The following is an 18327-nucleotide window of genomic DNA, read 5'->3' on the forward strand; positions in this document are numbered from 1 at the left end:
TAGCTTATCAAGCCTGATACTTAATCATGTAGGAGGCCTTAGCATCAATCCAATGTTCACCACCTGGCTGAACAATTTTAGACACCAGCTTATCCAAGTCGCGTAAATAATCGGTTGATTTTTGGCTGTTGATAATGACGACAACCAGCAACGGCTTTTCGCCCAACCAATACCCTGCCAGTGCGCGGACATCTTTAAGCGTACCGGTTTTAAGGCGTAAGTTTTCACCGGGCTGTTTCAAGCGTGTTTTAAGCGTGCCGTCTTTACCGGCAATCGGCAGCGTACTGATAAACTCGTTTTTAAACGGGCTGAAGTAGGCTTTTTCCAATATTTGCGCCATCATGCGCGCATTGAGCCGTTCGACGCGGGACAGGCCTGAGCCGTTTTCCAACACCAGCCCTTCCGTATTGATACCGGCAACCGCCAGCTCGCTTTTTACGATAGACGCGGCCTTAGTCTGCGCCAGCTTGTAATCAGGCATGTTTCCGGCAAATTTAAGGAAAACCGAACGGGCAATCAGATTATTGGAATGCTTGTTCATATCGGTGAGGATATCGGTAAGCGGTTTGGATAGATGACTTGCCAACACATGCGCATCATGAGGCGCGACACCTGTCATCAGGCCGTCTGAAACCGTGCCGTCTTGTTGACGCCATTGGTTCACAAAACTTTTGCCGACATATTCTTTCATGCTGTACATATTCAGATACAGTTCTCGTCCCAAGCAGCTTTCCGGCAGCTTGCCCGACACGGTCAGCGTATTGTTTTTATAGGAAGTCTTCATGTGGTTTTTTAAAACACTGCACTTCCCTTCTTTATTCTCAAGCGTCAATTTGTTTTGAATGTTCAGATTCGGCAGCGGCGGATTGGTACGGATGACCAAGCTTCCGTCTTCTTCTTTTTCAGCACGAAGTTCAACGGTTTTATACGCCAACATATTGGGGTCGGGCGGCGTCATAAAGCTTTCGGCAGAATCGGAAGCAAAATCATCCGGATTCTTCACATCGCCCCACAGGCTGCGGTCAAGTATCAGATGCCCATCAATATGGCGTATGCCCTTATCGCGCATCTGTTGCTGCATTTGAACCAGATCATGCTGGTCAAACACAGGATCGCCACTCCCCACCCAATACACGTTGCCTTTCAACGTATCGCCTTTGATTGAGCCGTTGGTTTTAAACTCAGTTTTCCAACGATAATCGCCGCCCAGCATACGAAACGCGGTAAACGCCGTTACCAGCTTCATGGTCGAAGCAGGATTGCGCAATTCATCGGCACGGTGTTCGGCAATCACTTTGCCGCTGTCCAATTCCTGCACATAAACAGAAATCTCGTTTTCAGGAATACGTCCGAAATCCAAAGCCCATGATGGACAAACCGCCATCATCAGGCTGATTGATAAAATGCTTTTCAACTTCATTGTGTTACAAAATCTTATAAATTCTTACGAGGTACTTAGGCCGTCTGAACGTTTCAGACGGCCTTTTTATTTATTTCTGATGCGCTTTCAAACGCAAAGCAAACATGACGACCACAACACCGACAACCAAAGCGCAACCCATCGCCAAATGGATACCGTCCAACATTGCCTGTTGCGGCATATCTGCGCTGGAAAGTTTCTCGCCGATATTGGTCGCACCGACGAAAAACGCCGCGCCGATGGCACCGGCAATCGGGTTGATGGTGGTCAGAATCGCCGCACCGTGCGAATTGAGCGTTTTCGGCAACGCGTTCAGACCATGGGTTTCGCCGGTTACACAAGCAGACACGGAAAGCGCCAATAGCGTAAACATCGCCGTCAACATCACCACTTGCGTATCAATCCGCAAAAACAGCCACAATACTGCCAGCGACACCACCAGCATCACTGTTGCTGGCAAGACGACAAAACGTCCACCCTTTTTGTCCAACAATTTGCCGAACAAAGGCGCGGCAACCGCTTGGGCAATGCTGGCAGGCATCAGAATCAGACCGGTTGCCGTACCGGTCAGCATCAACACTTGCTGCGTGTACATCGGTACCATCAGCTCCAAGCCCAAAAACAGGAATACCGCACCGGCCAAAATCACAACGCAATATCTGAACTGTTTGTATTCAAACGCACGAAGGTTCAACAACGGCGTAGCCAAACGGAACTGCCGGTGCGCAAACCAACCCACCAGTACAACGGAAGCGGCAAAGAGCAGGATAAATTCCAGCAGCGGTATATGGGCACAATTACTGCTCGCATAAACCAACCCGCCGAAGCCCGCAATCGACAGCACAGCCGACAACATATCAATTTTCGGACGGTTGATGTTGCTCAAATTGACCGTCAAATATTTGCCCACCAGCACCATCGCCGCCAACATAAACGGCGCGGTAAAGCCGAACAGCACGCGCCAATGCGTATGGTCGATGATGATGCCCGACAGCGTCGGCCCCATTGCGGGCGCGGCGGTAAACATCATGGTAATCACGCCCATCGCCGTTCCGCGCTTGTTGGGCGGGAAAATCGACAATACGCCGTTAAACAGAAGCGGGACGAAAAACGCGGCAGACACTGCCTGTACCATACGCCCGACCACCAATACACCAAACGTCGGTGCAAACGCACAAATCAGCGAGCCTGCTAAAAACGTTGCCTGCGTAAACAGCACCATTTTGCGCGTTTCAAACCATTGAATCACGCCTGCCGTAATCGGCGTAAATGCCCCCATAACCAGCAAAAATCCCGTCGTCAGCCATTGAACCGTGGTCTTATCGACACCGAAATCCTTCATAATCGGCGTGAGCGCGACATTCAGCAGCGTGTCGTTGAGATAGCCGAAAAATGCGCCGATGAATAAGGTGGCGACAATGGTTTTAGCAGGAAAGTTGGGATTATCGGCGTAGTATTCGTGTGCCGTTTCGCCCTCTTGCAAATCAGAAGCGTGCATAATAATTTGAAATATCAGCAAAACCGTTATTTTAGCATAAACCATTTTGACAGGCCAGCGGATTCGGATTTGAAGTGCAACTTTCCCTAACAGAAAAAGGCCAGTATGCGGTAGCATACGGCCTTTCCTGCAAGAAAGATTGCCATGAGCTACACACAACTGACCCAAGACGAACGATACCACATCCAATACCTATCCCGCCACTGCACCCTCACCGAAATCGCCAAACAGCTTAACCGCCACAAAAGCACCATCAGCCGAGAAATCAAGCGGCACTGCTTACAAGGGCAACAATACAGCGCCGAAAAAGCCCAGCGGCAAAGCCAGACTATCAAGCAGCGTAAGCGACAACCCTATAAGCTCGATTCGCAGCTGATTCAACACATAGACACCCTTATCCGCCGCAAACTTAGTCCCGAACAAATATGCGGCTACCTGCACAAACACCACCAAATCACGCTCCACCATAGCACCATTTACCGCTACCTTCACCAAGACAAAAGCAACGGCGGCACTTTGTGGCAACATCTCAGAATATGCAGCAAACCCTACCGAAAACGCTACGGCAGCACATGGACCAGAGGCAAAGTACCCAACCGTGTCGGCATAGAAAACCGACCCGCCGTCGTCGACCAAAAATCCCGTATCGGCGATTGGGAGGCCGACACCATCGTCGGCAAAGGCCAGAAAAGCGCATTATTGACCTTGGTCGAACGCGTTACCCGCTACACCATCATCTGCAAATTGAAGAACTTAAAAGCCGAAGACACTGCCCGGGCAGCCGTTAGGGCATTAAAGGTTCATAAAGTCAGAGTGCACACCATCACCATGGATAACGGCAAAGAGTTCTACCAACACACCAAAATAACCAAAGCATTGAAAGCGGAGACTTATTTTTGCCGCCCTTACCATTCTTGGGAGAAAGGGCTGAATGAGAACACCAACGGACTCATCCGGCAATACTTCCCCAAACAAACCGATTTCCGCAACATCAGTGATCGGGAGATACGCAGGGTTCAAGATGAGTTGAACCACCGACCAAGAAAAACACTTGGCTACGAAACGCCAAGTGTTTTATTCTTGAATCTGTTCCAACCACTAATACACTAGTGTTGCACTTGAAATCCGAATCCAAGGCCGTCTGAACCCTTGACCGCATCCCCAGACAACACTAAAATTTAGAATCGTTTTCATTTTTATTATTAAACAGGAGAAAAACATGTCAAAGAAAGTCAGCATCTTAGTCGGCAGTCTGCGTAAAGGCTCGTTTGCACGAAAAATCGCACAAAACGTCATTTCCATGTTCCCCGAAGGCTACGAAGCGCAAATCGTCGAAATCGGCCATTTGCCTTTATACAACTTCGACTACGACGATCCTGCCGTTACCGACTTCCCCACTCCGTCCAGCTATACCGAGTTCCGTGAAACCATCAAAGCCTCTGCCGGCGTATTGTTCGTGACTTCCGAAAACAACCGTACCGTCCCCGCCTGCCTGAAAAACGCCATCGACATCGGTTCCAAACCCAATGCCGATGTTGCCTGGAAGAAAACACCGGCCGGCATCATCAGCCATTCTGTCGGTAAAATGGGCGGCTATAGCGCGCAAAAAAATCTGCGCCTTGCCCTTTCGTATTTCGATATGCCGCTGACCGGCCAGCCGGAAGTGTTCCTCGGCAACTCGCCTACCCTGTTTGACGACAACGGCCAGCTCATCGAATCCGCGCGCGGCTTTGTTCAAGGCTATATCGACCAATTGGTTGCCTTGATTGAGAAAAACCCTAAATAATCGGGATTGAAGCATACAGGCCGTCTGAAAACCGAATTTCAGACGGCCTCATCTTTTGCAAAAAATCAGTTTTTCAATAGTTCCTAAATTTTTACTAATTGAGTGCAGTTATAATCACTATCCACCCATCCTCCGGAGAACTTCCATGCGCGTATTATTGGTTGAAGACGATGCCATGATTGCCCAAGCCGTCAGTGCCAATCTGAAAGACACCGGCTACGCTGTCGATTGGGTCAGCCGCGGTTCGGAAGTTGCCGCAGCAGTGGCGGCGCAAGCATACGATTTGCTGCTCTTGGATTTGGGTTTGCCCGGTAAAGACGGTTTGGACGTATTGGCGCAAATCCGCAACGGCGGCTGTACCGTTCCCGTCTTAATCGTGACCGCGCGCGACGATTTGCACAGCCGGCTCAACGGCCTAGACGGCGGCGCAGACGACTACATCGTCAAACCCTTCGACATGGCGGAACTGCAAGCCCGTATGCGCGCCGTATTGCGCCGACACGGCGGACAGGCGCAAACGCTGCTGAGCAACGGCATCATCACGCTCAACCCTTCCACCCATCAGGCGGAAGTGGTCGGGCAGGAACAGGCCATCATGCTCAGCAACAAAGAATTTGCCGTCCTCCAAGCCCTGCTGCTGCGTCCGGGCATGATTCTGTCGCGCAGCGATTTGGAAGACAAAATTTACGGCTGGGGCGAAGAAGTCGAAAGCAACGCCGTTGACTTCCTGATTCACGCCTTACGCAAAAAACTCGGCAAAGAAGCAATTCAAAACGTCCGCGGGGTTGGCTGGCTGGTTGCACAAAACAACCAGGCCGTCTGAAAAACCACAACAATATCAACACACAAACCATGCAACGCCTTATCCACACCATCAAACAATCCCTGCAAGTTAAGATCAGCCTCGCCCTGATCTGTATGCTCCTGCCCCTCTCCATTCTTGCAGGCATATTTTCATATTACGATACTTATCACGAGACCCAAGAGGTTCAAGACGACCTGTTGCGCCAAGTCGCGAACTATCTCGATCCGAGTGATGCCGATGACGAAAATCACTCGCTCGACAACGACAACAAGATTTCCGTTCAATTTCCCAATACGCCCAACCCCATTGTCAGCCTGCCTAAGCAGATTTCAGACGGCCTGCACACCATTCAGGCCGATGACGACGACGATTACTACCGCGTTTATACCCGTAATACCAAGCAAGGCCGCATCGCCGTCATGCAGGAAAGCGACTATCGCGAAGAGCTGGCCGAAATGGCCGCCGTGCAGAGCATCCTCCCCATGCTCCTCGCCCTGCCTCTGATTATCCTGCTCACCGTCTGGATTACCCACCGCGCCATGCGTTCTGTCAAAATCCTGTCCAACGATTTGGAACAGCGCCAAATCAACGACCTCTCGCCGATGGACACGCAAAACATTCCCAGCGAAATCCAAGGCTTTGTCGTCGCCATCAACAATCTGTTGCAACGTACCGATGAAAACGTCCGCCAACAGCAACGCTTTATCGCCGATGCCGCACACGAATTGCGCAGCCCTATGACTGCCCTTTCCCTTCAGGCAGAGCGGCTCAACAATATGCAGCTGTCCGCCGAAGCACGCGAGCAGTCCGCCCTGTTGCAACAAAGCATACAGCGCAACCGCCACCTGCTCGAGCAACTCCTTTCCCTCGCACGCGCCCAAGCACCCGAAACCCAACGCCCCAAAACCCTGATCAGCCTGCAAAACCAGTTCCGCCGCGTCTTGCAGGAACTCATGCCGCTGGCGCTGGCCAAAGGTCAAGACATCGGCGTCGCCGTTGAAAACGACTGCCAAATCCACGCCGACGACACCGAAATCTACACCCTCATCAAAACCTTTACCGACAACGCCATCCGCTATACCCCCAAAGGCGGCCGCATCGATTTGGGCTTTGATGAAACCGCCGAATACCTCAACATCTGGGTGGAAGACGACGGCCCCGGCATTCCCCCAAGCGAACGCCAACGCGTTATCGACCCCTTCTACCGCATTCTCGGCACCGAACAACAAGGCACCGGCCTGGGGCTTTCCATCGCAAACACTATTGTCAAACGCCATCAAGGCCGTCTGAAACTGGCCGACTGCCGACGCTTTGACAGCGGCTTGTTGATTATTGCCGAGTTGGATAAAAAGACGCTTTAAATAATCGACCCGCTCAAATTGATTTATCTAGCTTTAACCCGATAAATGAAAACGTTTTAAAACCAAAGACCGTCTGAAAATACCTTTCAGACGGTCTTTTTTATATTTTAAAGCAAACCTCATTCATTCTTCACAAATACGGCTGCAAGGTTTGGCGGAGGATTTCCATATCGGTAATTTCGGTGATATTGGCTTTGCCCAAGTATTCCAAACCGACAAAACGCATGATGCCGCTGCTGACTTTTTTGTCGTGGCTCATGTGTTCAATCCATTTTTCAAAGGAGAAAACAGGCGGCGCAGACGGGAGGGAAGCGGCTTCCATTAAAGCGGCAATGCGGTCGGTATCGGCTTGTTGGGTTTTGCCCAACATTTGCGACAAACGGGAAGCAAGGACGCAACCGGCGGCAACGGCTTCGCCGTGCAACCATACGCCGTAACCCATTTCGGCTTCGATGGCATGGCCGAAAGTGTGGCCGAGATTAAGCCATGCGCGGATGCCCTGCTCGGTTTCGTCTTGGGCAACAATATCGGCCTTCATTTTGCAGCAATGATAAACGGCTTCTGCCATTTTTTCTTGATGTTGCGCCATCAGGTCGGCCATATTTTCTTCCAACCAAGCAAAAAATTCAGCATCGCCCAATGCGCCGTATTTGATGACTTCCGCCATACCTGCAGAAAGCTCGCGTTGCGGCAGCGTTTGCAGGGCGGTCAAATCGGCTAAAACGGCTTGCGGCTGGTAGAACGCGCCAATCATGTTTTTACCGAGCGGATGGTTGATAGCGGTTTTACCGCCAACCGAGGAATCAACCTGGCTGAGCAATGTGGTCGGCACTTGGATAAAAGGTGCGCCACGCTGATAAGTCGCCGCGGCAAAGCCGACCATATCGCCTATCACACCGCCGCCCAAAGCGATTAAAGTGGTTTTGCGCTCGGCACGGTTTTGCATCAGGCCATCGTAAATCAGGTTGAGCGTCTGCCAGTTTTTATATTCTTCGCCGTCGGGAAGGATGATGCTGAAATGCGGCATGCCCAGTCTGTCTAAGGCCGTCTGAAGCTGTTTGAGATAAAGCGGCGCAACGGTTTCGTTGGTAATGATGGCTGCTTTTTTGCCTAAATAGGGCTGAAGCAGCGTATCGGCCTGCTCAATCAGTTTATGCCCGATAAAGATGGGATATTGATGGGACGGGGTTTGGACAGTCAGGGTGCGCATGATGTTCCTTTGCAAAGCGTGTTTATTCGCCTAAAGCCTGCATCAGGCGTTTGAGCGTTTTGTGGCAGCTGTCGGATTCGATGACGAGATGGGCGGTTTGACGGTACAGCGTATCGCGTTGATCATACAGCTCTTGCAGTTTGGCCAAAGGGTCGGCAACTTGCAACAGCGGCCGGTTGCTGTCGTAACGGGTACGCTCCAGCAAGGTTTCGGGGCTGGCATGCAGATAAACAACCATACCGTTTTGGCGCAAAATCTGTCTGTTTTCACTGCGCAACACGGAGCCGCCACCAGTCGATAAAACGATGTTGCGCCGGGAAGCGAGCTTCTTCAGCATATTGGTTTCGCGGTTGCGGAAGCCTTCCTCCCCTTCCATCTCAAAAATAGTCGGAATGGATACGCCTGAAGAAGTGCAGATTTCGTAGTCGCTGTCGTAAAACGGGCATTCAAACATTTGGGCAAGCTGCTTGCCTAAAGTGGTTTTACCCGCGCCCATCAGCCCGATTAAAATTAAATTACCGTTGATTTTTTCCATGTGGGTCATTTTATACGATATGGTGGTTTCGTGGAAAAGTTCGTCGTTTTTCAGACGGCCTTTTCGTCTCAGGCCGTCTGAAAACCAAAACAGGCATACCTTTGCAGATATGCCTGTTTGTCATTTTAAAAATCAGTAACGCAGATTGTTACCCACATTATCCATAATGCGCGGCGTGATGAAGATCAACAGCTCACGGCGGTTTTCACGTTTGCCGCGTGATTTGAACAGATTGCCGACAACAGGAATATCGCCCAAAACAGGTACTTTGTTCACTGCATTGGTGCTTTCTTCTTCGTAAATACCGCCGACAATCAGCGTGCCGCCATCTTCAACCATGGCTTGGGTATTCAAGTGTTTGGTGTTGATACACTTGGTTGTCAGAGAATCCACGGTACAGTCGATCGGGGTATCGCGATTAATCTTCACAGTCATGATGATTTGACCGTCAGGCGTAATGTTCGGCGTTACGGTCAAACCCAAAACAGCTTTCTTGAAGGTAATCGAAGTTGCACCGCTGGAAGAAGCCTCTTGGTAAGGAATTTCCGTACCGGATTCGATTTTGGCTTCTTTGCGGTCTTGTGTCAGCACGCGCGGATTGGAAATGGTCTTGCTCTTACCTTGTTCTTCAGACGCGCTGATTTCCAAACCCAATGCGCCGGACGAGAACGCACGCACCAGCGCAATGCTGTTGACTGCGGCTGCGGTCGGCAGACTGACATTCGGATCTAAAGTCCATGTGCGGTAGCCTACGTCGCCACGGTTAAATGAGGCATTGGTATTGTAGTTGGTTTGTGCATTGCTCCAGTTGCTGCCCCATGCGTTACGGCCACTTGCACCACCGGAACCGAATTTAACGCCCAAGTTGCGGAAGAAGGTATCTTCTGCTTCCACAATACGCGCTTCCACCATCACTTGACGGGTTGGAACGTCCAATTCATCAATCAGTTTGCGGAATTTCTCAATCACGCCACGGTTGTCGGTCACGATCAGCGTATTGGTGGCCGGATCAATTAAGGCGCTGCCTCGGTTGCTCAACAGAGTGTTGCGGGTATTGGAGTTATTGCTGTCGTATTCTTCCAGACGCAGAATTTTGCGGAATTCTTCCACGTTTTTGTATTTCAACTGGAAGGTTTGAGAATACAGCGGACCCAATTCGGCAATCTCTTTTTCAGCCTGTAAGAAGGCTTTATCTTTTGCCAACAATTCATCGCGAGGCGCAATATTAATGATGTTGCCTTGACGGCGCATATCCAAATTACGCGCCTGCATAACCAAGTCTAAAGCCTGATCCCAAGGTACATCTTTCAGGGACAGGGTCATGGTGCCTTTGACGGTATCGCTGGCAACAATATTCACGCCGGATTCTTTTGCCAAAATCTGCAAGATGGTACGAACTTCTACATCTTGGAAATCCAAAGAAATTTTACGGCCTTTGAACGATTTGTTTGTATTTTGGTTTAAGCCGCCGGATTCGGTATTGGCGGCTTTAGGTGATACTTCAAATACAAAACGGCCGGAAGAAGCTTTGGTATTGATGTCCCAATTCGCATTATTGTTGCGGATAATGAGCTGGGTAGAATTGCCAATACGTTTGAGCGTAACGTTTTGTACAGGGGTATTGAAGTCAGCCACATCCAAACTGCGTTGCGCTTGTGTCGGCAGCGTATGGTTTTTCAAGGTCACAACCACGCGGTCGCGCTGCTGTTTAATGTCCGGCTGCCCGCTGAAACCTGGGGCGGACAATTCAATAATGCCGGAATTACGTACGCCTTTGCGGAAATCGATATTGGCTGCTGAAACAGCTTGATAAGTCTGAGCAGCGCGCGCGGTAGACGGCGTAGCCGCACGTTCATTTGCAACAGCAGCATTGGTTTGATCAGTAGATTCGTTTACAAATACCCAAACTTCGTTGCCGCGAATCTCAGTATTGTATTGGCTGATTTTGTTTAAACCCAAAACCACGCGTGCTCGGTCATTGTTTTGCGCCGCAGTAATTTGATTCAGCAATGGGTCGGCATATTCCAAAACAGGCTCTGGCAAACGGATATTGGTGTTGGCAAAATCCAATGCAATACGCGCCGGAGTAGATGTTACAAAACCATGAGGTGTGGTGACGTCTTTGTCGAAACGGATTTTGATGATTTTTTGGTTGTCAGGCAAAGTGGAAACGTTGATATCGGTAATATTGCCTGCAAAGGCCGTCTGAACAGCGAGGGCAACGCTGAAGCCGGCAAATAATTTTGTCATGTGCTTGGTTTTCATAATCGAGTGAGACCCCTAAATTAATTTGAATTCGAACTATCTGAACTATTGGAAGAATCTGCCTCTTTACTGCTCAATGGCAATTCGGCCTTTCGGTACACCCAGTTGCCGTAGCTGTCTTCAACTTGCTCGGTTAAGATAATTTTATCTTCGGTAATACTTTGGATTCTGCCGTAATTCTGACCGATGTAGTTTCCGGGATAAACGGTATAAACATGGTCCTTGACCTTGATAAATCCGGAAACTTTGCCGCCGCTTTGCAGCGTTCCGACAAAGGCCATATTTTCCAAACTGAAGGCTTCCAATGTTTCTTTCGGACGGTTCACATCCGGCGCATTACCGCCTTTAGGGGCAGTGTCCAAACGGCGTGAATCAAACGCATTCATACCTTTAAAGTTCGGCGGGCTATACGGCTTAGGCAATGTAACCGTCGGCTCTTCAAACGGAATAATCTTGGATTTTGCTTCCTGACGGGTTTGCGTCATCCATTGAGTCAAATCTTCATAGCTTTGCGTACAGGCTGCCAAGGGAAGAAGACTTAAGAGTAAGATGATTTTTTTCATGATTTCCCTATTCTTTTATTTTTGCTCATTCTCGGCAGGTTTGCCTTCTTCTTGTGCCTGTTGCGCAGCCAATTCGGCAGCAATCTCTTCGGCCGGACGTGCTTTGTAAGTCGTCGCAATCGCGCTCAATGTCAATTCGCCTTTATTGCCTTTGCCTTCTTTGTCCTCGCCTGCGTTCACGAGTTTTAAAGAATCTAAAGTAATAATGCGCGACAAATCGCCTACATCACGGGTAAATTGGCTGATCTGTGAGTATTTGCCTGTGATGGAAATCTGATACGGCAGTTTTTGAATCGGACCATCGTTTTCAGGTTGGAGCGGTGCAACGCTGTCCAAACGCAATCCGTTGGTTGAACCTGCCTGATGCAGCTCTTGAATCAGATTCGGAATTTCCGCGTCGGTCGGAAGTTGTTTCAACAACACATCAAATGCAGAACGAATCGAAGCCAATTCAGCCTTCAGATTATTCAAGCTTGCTGCCTGAATGCTTTTACGCGTAAAGGTTTCCTTCAGTTCTTCTTCTTTAGCTTCCTGCGTATTCCAAGTTTCAATCTGATCTTTAAATACGCCGACATAGCCCAAAGCCAACATACCGACAATCAATAAACCTGCCAGCAAAAGTTTTGAAGGCATATTAAGCAGGTACAGGTTTTGTACGTCCAATTGTTTCAGGTTTTTAGATGCCATTATTGAGCCTCCGGAGCAGGTTCTGCCACAGGTTCGGCCATTTCACCGCTACTTTGGGCAGTTGGTGCAGGAGCCGGCGTATTCACTTGGTTGATTGAAGATTTCAAAGTAAATTCTTGGTAGTTATCTACTTTTTTAATGCTCAACAATTCAGGCTGCAAGAAAATACCTGTACTTGGCAAGGAGCGCATCATAACGGCAATTTTATTGTCGCTGATGGCATGACCGCTGATTTTATAGCTGGTCGGACTTTCGGCTTCCAACGCGGTCAAATAAGTATTATCGGGCGTAAGTGTATTCAAAGAATCAAGGATATAGGCCGCTTGATAGCGTTTTTCCTGTAACTCTTCAACTTTCAGTTTTTTGGCCAAGAAGGCTTCTTTTTCTTGCTGAAGTTTATCGATTTCGCCCAATTCTCTATCAAGTCTGTCGATTTCGGTTTGCAGGAAGTTGTTGCGGCCTTCTTGATTGCTGATGGCGCTGTCAATACCAAGATAGGTAGCGGCCGCCAAGCCCAAACCTACTGCAAAAGCGCCAAGCATCAATATTTTGAATTGCTGCTGCTTGCGCTGTTTAATCTCTTCCCGATATGGGAGAAGGTTGATTCTGGTTAATTCGATCATGTTCTCAAAGTCCCCTTAATGCCAATCCGAACGCCAAAGTCAGTGACGGCGCATCAATTTGAAACTGCGGCAATTCTACTTTTGCACTGCGTTCCACATATGAAATCGGATGCAGATATTCTGTTGGCGTATTGGTTTGCGAGAAAATGCTTTCTGCCAAACCTGCCTGCTGCGCGGTAAAGCCGGTCAGCAGGATGTGTTTGATATTGTGAAAAGAATCAGTGGCCTGCGTGGTATAGTAAAATTGCAGGACACGCTGAACTTCTTGTGCAACCTGCACATTAAAACGGTCGGCAATCTGAGACTGGTAGTCGGAAGGCTTGTTTTGGGAAGCCATCATTTGAGCGGCTTTTTCTTCCGTTACCTGATAAGTACGCTGAATCAGCTGATTGAGCTGCTCTGTACTGACCGGTGTTTCTTGTTTGTAGAGGATACGGCCGTTTTGCAGAATCAGGGCATACATTTGAGTCGCATGAATACCGAACACGGCAACTTTTTCCTCTGCCATTTCGGGAGCATGCGTATTCATCCAATAGACAAAGGCATTGCGTTGCGCCAGCAAGTCCAAGTCCAAAGCAGACAAAGGCAGACCGGCATTTTCAAACATTTCAATGCGTGGCTCGACATCGTCTTTTTTGGCGGCAACAGCTAAAACATGCTGACCCGAACCGACTTCTTCAGCTTGAAAGTCGTAGTTCATTTCTTCAATAGGCGCAAATTGGCCGACTTCCGCCTCGATAAACTCTTCCAAGTCCAAATCGGTATCACGCGGGTTGTAAATAATTTGCTCGACTGTCGCCAAATTTTGTGGCACGGCAGCAACAATATTTTTGCAAGAACTGCGTAATTGTGTGTAAGTATGTTGGATGTAAGTAGCAAGCTGATCGTAGTCTTGAATTTTGTTGCCTTTGACAATATTTTTAGGCAATTTGGTAATAACGTATTTTTCCAGCTGAATTTGGTTTAAACTACGGCCTGTCAGTTGTACCATCTTAATGGCATGTTGGCTGATGTCGACGCCGATGGCAGAGCGGTTGTTCAATCCGCTAGAAGCCTTGCCTGTTTTGGTATCTTTCGTGCTTTTAAATAAGCGCATGATTTGACTTCCCTGTATCATTTAGGAGTGAGTAACTGTTTCGTTATCCGTAAAGGACTTCTTATTCTTTACACAGTATTGACTGTGGCTGATAGAAATCGTTTCCCATTTTACTTTATTTATCGCCATTAATGGCAAAATTATTACCTAGTCATGATTAAAAAGATTATAACGACCTGCATGGGTCTCTTATTAGGACTGGCTCTTTTTGGTGTAGGTCTGATTGCAATTGCAATTTTGGTAACCTATCCAAAACTGCCGTCTTTGGACTCTTTACAACACTACAAACCAAAAATGCCGCTGACGATTTATTCTTCAGACGGCCAAGTCATTGGCGTTTACGGCGAACAACGGCGTGAATTTACCAAAATCGGCGACTTCCCGAAAATTTTGAAAGATGCCGTGATTGCCGCCGAAGACAAACGCTTCTATGACCACTGGGGCGTGGACGTTTGGGGTGTGGCGCGTGCCGCAATCGGCAACGTCATGGCCGGCGGCGTTCAATCCGGTGCCAGTACGATTACGCAGCAGGTTGCCAAAAACTTCTACCTGAGCAGCGAGCGTTCGTTCACCCGTAAATTCAACGAAGCCCTGTTGGCCTACAAAATCGAGCAGTCTTTGAGCAAAGATAAGATTTTGGAGCTGTACTTCAACCAAATCTATTTGGGTCAACGTGCTTATGGTTTTGCCTCCGCCGCCCAAATTTATTTCAACAAAAATGTTAACGAATTAACATTGGCCGAAGCCGCCATGTTGGCCGGCTTGCCTAAAGCACCTTCTGCCTACAACCCGATTGTGAACCCTGAGCGTGCCAAACTGCGTCAGGCTTATATTCTGAACAATATGCTGGAAGAAGGCATGATTACCCTGCAGCAACGCGATCAGGCTTTGAAAGAAGAGTTGCATTACGAGCGTTTTGTACAAAACATCGATCAAAGCGCCCTGTACGTTGCCGAAATGGTACGTCAGGAGCTGTTTGAAAAATACGGTGAAGATGCCTACACTCAAGGTTTCAAGGTATATACCACAGTCGATACCGCACACCAACGCGTCGCTACCGAAGCCCTGCGTAAAGTTCTGCGCAACTTCGACCGTGGCAGCAGCTACCGTGGTGCAGAAAACTACATCGACCTGAGCAAAAGCGACAACGTAGAAGAAACCGTCAGCCAATATCTTTCTACACTTTACACCGTCGATAAGATGATTCCTGCAGTTGTATTGGAAGCCTCCCGTAAAGGTGTACAGATTCAGTTGCCAAGCGGACGTAAAGTGACGCTGAACAGCCACGCTTTAGGCTTTGCCGCCCGTGCCGTCAACAACGAAAAAATGGGCGAAGACCGCATCCGCCGCGGCTCCGTCATCCGCGTTAAAGGCAGCGGCGATACCTTTACCGTCGTTCAAGAGCCTTTGCTGCAAGGCGCATTGGTGTCTTTAGATGCGAAAACCGGTGCAGTCCGCGCATTGGTCGGCGGCTACGACTACCACAGCAAAACCTTCAACCGCGCAACTCAAGCCATGCGCCAACCCGGCTCTACGTTTAAACCGTTTGTTTATTCCGCCGCTTTGGCAAAAGGCATGACTGCCTCCACCATGATTAACGATGCGCCGATTTCCCTGCCGGGCAAAGGTGCAAACGGCAAAGTGTGGAACCCGAAAAATTCAGACGGCCGCTATTCCGGTTACATCACGCTGCGCCAGGCTTTGACCGCTTCGAAAAACATGGTGTCCATCCGCATCCTGATGTCTATCGGCATCGGCTACGCGCAACAATACATCCAACGCTTCGGCTTCAAGCCGTCTGAAATCCCTGCTAGCCTGTCTATGGCTTTGGGTACAGGCGAAACCACACCGTTGCGTATTGCAGAAGGTTACAGCGTCTTTGCCAACGGCGGTTACAAAGTATCTGCCCACGTCATCGACAAAATCTACGACAGCCAAGGCCGTCTGAGAGCGCAAATGCAACCTTTGGTAGCCGGTGAGAACGCACCTCAGGCCATTGACCCGCGCAACGCCTACATCATGTACAAAATCATGCAAGACGTTGTCCGTGTCGGTACCGCACGCGGTGCAGCCGCACTCGGCCGCGCCGACATCGCCGGTAAAACCGGTACCACCAACGACAACAAAGACGCATGGTTTGTCGGCTTCAACCCTAGCGTTGTGACTGCCGTCTATATCGGCTTTGACAAACCGCGCAGCATGGGTCGTGCAGGTTACGGTGGTACAATCGCCGTACCGGTTTGGGTAGAATACATGCGCTTCGCCCTGAAAGGCACCAGCGTCAAACCGATGAAAGCACCTGAAGGCGTGGTTACAAACGGCGGCGAAGTGTATATGCGCGAACGCATGACCACCAGCTCCGACCTGGCCTTGGACAACAGCGGCGTTGCTCCGCGTCCTGCCCATCGTGCCGTTCCGAATGAAAACCGCCGCCGTACCGAGAGCGGCAATGCGCCAGCCCGTGAAGAATTAGACGAAACCCCAGTTCTGCCAAGCAATACCGGCAACAATAACAGACAACAACTGGACTCTCTGTTCTAACAAATCAAGGCCGTCTGAAACGTTCAGACGGCCTTTTTTGAGAAAATTCAAAGCAAAACCATGATTGATTTACACTGCCATTCAACCGTTTCAGACGGCATGCTTTCCCCAACCGAAGTCGTCCGACTCGCCCTTCAAAACGGTTGCACCCTGCTCGCCCTGACCGACCACGACCATACCGGCGGACTTGCCGAAGCACGTGCCGAAGCCGATACCCTCGGCCTCCCCTTCGTCAACGGCGTGGAAATATCCGTCACTTGGCGCGGCCGCACCATCCACATTGTCGGTTTGGACTTTGACGAACACAACGAAGCCCTGCAAAACCTGCTTGCCGAAGTCCGCAAAGGCCGTCTAAAACGATTGGAAGCCATCGCGGCCAAACTGGAGAAAAAAGGCATAACAGGCTCGTATGAAGGCGCGCTGGCATTGGCCGCCAACAAAGAAATGGCCAGCCGTACCCACATTGCCGAATTCCTCATTCGCGAAGGCCATGTTAAAAACAAACAGCAGGCATTTACCAAATATCTGGGCGACGGCAAATCCTGTTCCGTCAGACATGAATGGGCCACACTGGAAGACTGCGTAGTCGCGATTACAGGCGCGGGCGGCATGGCCATTATCGCCCACCCGATGCGCTATGAATTATCCGCCACCGCCAAACGAAACCTCTTTCAAGAATTTAAAAATCTCGGCGGCGCAGGAATTGAAGTGCACAGCGGCAACTGCTGCAAAAACGACCGCCTCAACTATGCCCTGCTTGCCGACCGTTTCGACTTTCTCGCCAGCGCAGGCAGCGACTTCCACCGCCCCAACGACTTCAGCGGCGGCATACTCGGCGCCTGTCCCGACCTACCCGAACAATGCCGTCCTGTCTGGGAACACTTTAAGGCCGTCTGAATTTTTTCATATTTTTGTAAATAGCTTATCTATCTATAAACAGAGACACAGCATCTACACAATTTACATAAGTAAATTCAATAATCAAATATACCTCATAAAACTCCCTCAACTGACATGTATCGTTTTTAAGCAATGTGTTAGGCAAACTCATTCTCTATTCTAGAAATATATGCATAATCTTTTAATTCATTAGGAATATCCTCAATTATTTCATTTCTTTTAATTCCTATTTTTATAAAGGCACCCACTGACGCCAAAAACGCAGAAAAATATTGAGATACTCCAAGATTCTTCATCCCTTCATAGAATCCATAAGCTGCCGAGATGGATCCAACCAAATCTGAAAAATCTGCTCTTAATACAATTTTATGACTAACCAGACATTTGTTTTTCATTACCTTATGTGAGTCCATTGATTTATGTAAATCACAAATTGCTTTTTCTAGTTGCAACATCTTTGTATTCTGAGTAAATATTTGATCAGGAGAACTAATTATTTCATCATACATAGCACTTAAGCATAAACGCAACATTATTAATTCATCATTATATTTTTCTTTGAAATTTAAAATTTCTTCAAGAGGTATAGATCTTTGTGGAATAGGAATAGCTTTATATAGTTCAAATTCAATCGTCCTTTGAAGAGTTTTCCTTATGTTTTTAGAAGCTTTAAAAGACAAATCTTTATGTAATTGTTGCAAACTCCAGAGATACTCTGTACCTTTATGATTATAATTATTAAAAATTTCTTCTTGAATATTCAAGAAGAAATCTTCATTTACCGAATAACTTCCTGTTAACCATACTTCTTCAATTGTTAGAATTTTTTCATTTTGAAGTAAATTAACATCACCTATATTGGAATAACTCATATAGAACATATTATTATTAGGTAAAATGATTTTATCCCAAAAAAACAGTGCCATTCTAATTTCCTGTTCTAAATCAACTCCACCCCCAATGATCGTATTACCATTAACCTCGACAGGAGGTGCCATAATAATTCCACGCTTCTTCACTTCTTATCTCCAATATTT

16 protein-coding genes are annotated in these 18327 nt (G+C 48.5%); 6 read left to right on the top strand and 10 right to left on the bottom strand.

The features are described 5' to 3' along the window. Window positions 1–7: 7 nt before the first annotated feature. Together dacB and LPB400_RS10570 are read right to left on the bottom strand one after the other, a co-directional pair. Complete coding sequence (dacB, locus tag LPB400_RS10565; RefSeq protein ID WP_219088953.1) at window positions 8–1420, bottom strand: D-alanyl-D-alanine carboxypeptidase/D-alanyl-D-alanine endopeptidase; 1413 nt, start codon at window positions 1418–1420, stop codon at window positions 8–10. A gap of 70 nt (window positions 1421–1490) precedes the next feature. Then, on the bottom strand, window positions 1491–2918 hold the full coding sequence (locus tag LPB400_RS10570; protein ID WP_219088955.1) for an MFS transporter: 1428 nt from the start codon (window positions 2916–2918) through the stop codon (window positions 1491–1493). 144 nt (window positions 2919–3062) lie between these two features. On the opposite strand from LPB400_RS10570, the gene LPB400_RS10575 reads away from it, so the two are divergent. The 4 genes from LPB400_RS10575 to LPB400_RS10590 all read left to right on the top strand — a co-directional run bounded on the left by LPB400_RS10575 (window position 3063) and on the right by LPB400_RS10590 (window position 6870). Then, entirely contained in the window at window positions 3063–4028 is a 966-nt protein-coding gene (locus LPB400_RS10575) for an IS30 family transposase (protein WP_219088846.1), read from the top strand. A gap of 109 nt (window positions 4029–4137) precedes the next feature. After that, a complete protein-coding gene (locus tag LPB400_RS10580) occupies window positions 4138–4704 on the top strand; it encodes an NADPH-dependent FMN reductase (protein WP_049328898.1) in 567 nt (188 codons plus the stop codon). Between the two features lie 145 nt (window positions 4705–4849). Then, window positions 4850–5527: a response regulator gene (locus LPB400_RS10585; protein WP_070460434.1), complete on the top strand. Its 678-nt coding sequence runs from the start codon at window positions 4850–4852 to the stop codon at window positions 5525–5527. Between the two features lie 29 nt (window positions 5528–5556). Further along, entirely contained in the window at window positions 5557–6870 is a 1314-nt protein-coding gene (locus LPB400_RS10590) for a sensor histidine kinase (RefSeq protein ID WP_219088957.1), read from the top strand. A gap of 130 nt (window positions 6871–7000) precedes the next feature. Here the strand turns inward: LPB400_RS10590 and aroB are convergent, their stop codons facing one another. The 7 genes from aroB to pilM all read right to left on the bottom strand — a co-directional run bounded on the left by aroB (window position 7001) and on the right by pilM (window position 13849). After that, a complete protein-coding gene (aroB, locus tag LPB400_RS10595) occupies window positions 7001–8080 on the bottom strand; it encodes a 3-dehydroquinate synthase (RefSeq protein WP_219088959.1) in 1080 nt (359 codons plus the stop codon). A gap of 22 nt (window positions 8081–8102) precedes the next feature. Beyond that, window positions 8103–8615 (bottom strand): shikimate kinase, encoded by a 513-nt coding sequence (locus LPB400_RS10600; RefSeq protein ID WP_283122435.1) that lies wholly within the window; start codon window positions 8613–8615, stop codon window positions 8103–8105. Between the two features lie 132 nt (window positions 8616–8747). Continuing rightward, on the bottom strand, window positions 8748–10880 hold the full coding sequence (gene pilQ / locus LPB400_RS10605; protein WP_219088963.1) for a type IV pilus secretin PilQ: 2133 nt from the start codon (window positions 10878–10880) through the stop codon (window positions 8748–8750). A 20-nt stretch (window positions 10881–10900) separates the two neighbouring features. After that, a complete protein-coding gene (locus LPB400_RS10610; protein WP_070460442.1) occupies window positions 10901–11443 on the bottom strand; it encodes a pilus assembly protein PilP in 543 nt (180 codons plus the stop codon). A gap of 15 nt (window positions 11444–11458) precedes the next feature. Then, entirely contained in the window at window positions 11459–12130 is a 672-nt protein-coding gene (locus LPB400_RS10615; protein ID WP_070460443.1) for a type 4a pilus biogenesis protein PilO, read from the bottom strand. Further along, a complete protein-coding gene (locus LPB400_RS10620; RefSeq protein WP_070460446.1) occupies window positions 12130–12753 on the bottom strand; it encodes a PilN domain-containing protein in 624 nt (207 codons plus the stop codon). The genes LPB400_RS10615 and LPB400_RS10620 overlap by 1 nt, the downstream gene beginning before the upstream one ends. A gap of 4 nt (window positions 12754–12757) precedes the next feature. Continuing rightward, window positions 12758–13849, bottom strand: coding sequence for a type IV pilus assembly protein PilM (gene pilM, locus LPB400_RS10625; protein WP_039862505.1), 1092 nt, complete (start codon window positions 13847–13849; stop codon window positions 12758–12760). A gap of 153 nt (window positions 13850–14002) precedes the next feature. Between pilM and LPB400_RS10630 the strand changes: the two genes are divergently transcribed. Both LPB400_RS10630 and LPB400_RS10635 read left to right on the top strand, forming a co-directional pair. Next, window positions 14003–16390 carry a penicillin-binding protein 1A gene (locus LPB400_RS10630; protein WP_070460449.1) on the top strand — a complete coding sequence of 796 codons (2388 nt, stop codon included), beginning with the start codon at window positions 14003–14005 and terminating at the stop codon, window positions 16388–16390. Window positions 16391–16450: 60 nt separating this feature from the next. After that, a complete protein-coding gene (locus LPB400_RS10635; protein WP_070460450.1) occupies window positions 16451–17287 on the top strand; it encodes a PHP domain-containing protein in 837 nt (278 codons plus the stop codon). A 140-nt stretch (window positions 17288–17427) separates the two neighbouring features. Here the strand turns inward: LPB400_RS10635 and LPB400_RS10640 are convergent, their stop codons facing one another. Beyond that, window positions 17428–18288 carry a DUF6236 family protein gene (locus LPB400_RS10640; protein ID WP_070460452.1) on the bottom strand — a complete coding sequence of 287 codons (861 nt, stop codon included), beginning with the start codon at window positions 18286–18288 and terminating at the stop codon, window positions 17428–17430. Between the last annotated feature and the right edge of the window lie 39 nt (window positions 18289–18327).

The sequence above is a fragment of the Neisseria perflava genome (assembly GCF_019334725.1).
Classification (GTDB): Bacteria; Pseudomonadota; Gammaproteobacteria; order Burkholderiales; family Neisseriaceae; genus Neisseria; species Neisseria subflava_A.

Bases quoted from the DNA above. Each gene is read 5' to 3' on its own strand.
- LPB400_RS10615 (WP_070460443.1), bottom strand. From the start codon at position 12,130: ATGGCATCTAAAAACCTGAAACAATTGGACGTACAAAACCTGTACCTG.
- LPB400_RS10590 (WP_219088957.1), top strand. From the start codon at position 5,557: ATGCAACGCCTTATCCACACCATCAAACAATCCCTGCAAGTTAAGATC.
- aroB (WP_219088959.1), bottom strand. From the start codon at position 8,080: ATGCGCACCCTGACTGTCCAAACCCCGTCCCATCAATATCCCATCTTT.
- LPB400_RS10620 (WP_070460446.1), bottom strand. From the start codon at position 12,753: ATGATCGAATTAACCAGAATCAACCTTCTCCCATATCGGGAAGAGATT.
- LPB400_RS10640 (WP_070460452.1), bottom strand. From the start codon at position 18,288: ATGGCACCTCCTGTCGAGGTTAATGGTAATACGATCATTGGGGGTGGA.
- LPB400_RS10575 (WP_219088846.1), top strand. From the start codon at position 3,063: ATGAGCTACACACAACTGACCCAAGACGAACGATACCACATCCAATAC.
- LPB400_RS10585 (WP_070460434.1), top strand. From the start codon at position 4,850: ATGCGCGTATTATTGGTTGAAGACGATGCCATGATTGCCCAAGCCGTC.
- pilQ (WP_219088963.1), bottom strand. From the start codon at position 10,880: ATGAAAACCAAGCACATGACAAAATTATTTGCCGGCTTCAGCGTTGCC.
- LPB400_RS10570 (WP_219088955.1), bottom strand. From the start codon at position 2,918: ATGCACGCTTCTGATTTGCAAGAGGGCGAAACGGCACACGAATACTAC.
- pilM (WP_039862505.1), bottom strand. From the start codon at position 13,849: ATGCGCTTATTTAAAAGCACGAAAGATACCAAAACAGGCAAGGCTTCT.
- LPB400_RS10580 (WP_049328898.1), top strand. From the start codon at position 4,138: ATGTCAAAGAAAGTCAGCATCTTAGTCGGCAGTCTGCGTAAAGGCTCG.
- LPB400_RS10610 (WP_070460442.1), bottom strand. From the start codon at position 11,443: ATGAAAAAAATCATCTTACTCTTAAGTCTTCTTCCCTTGGCAGCCTGT.
- LPB400_RS10635 (WP_070460450.1), top strand. From the start codon at position 16,451: ATGATTGATTTACACTGCCATTCAACCGTTTCAGACGGCATGCTTTCC.
- dacB (WP_219088953.1), bottom strand. From the start codon at position 1,420: ATGAAGTTGAAAAGCATTTTATCAATCAGCCTGATGATGGCGGTTTGT.
- LPB400_RS10600 (WP_283122435.1), bottom strand. From the start codon at position 8,615: ATGGAAAAAATCAACGGTAATTTAATTTTAATCGGGCTGATGGGCGCG.
- LPB400_RS10630 (WP_070460449.1), top strand. From the start codon at position 14,003: ATGATTAAAAAGATTATAACGACCTGCATGGGTCTCTTATTAGGACTG.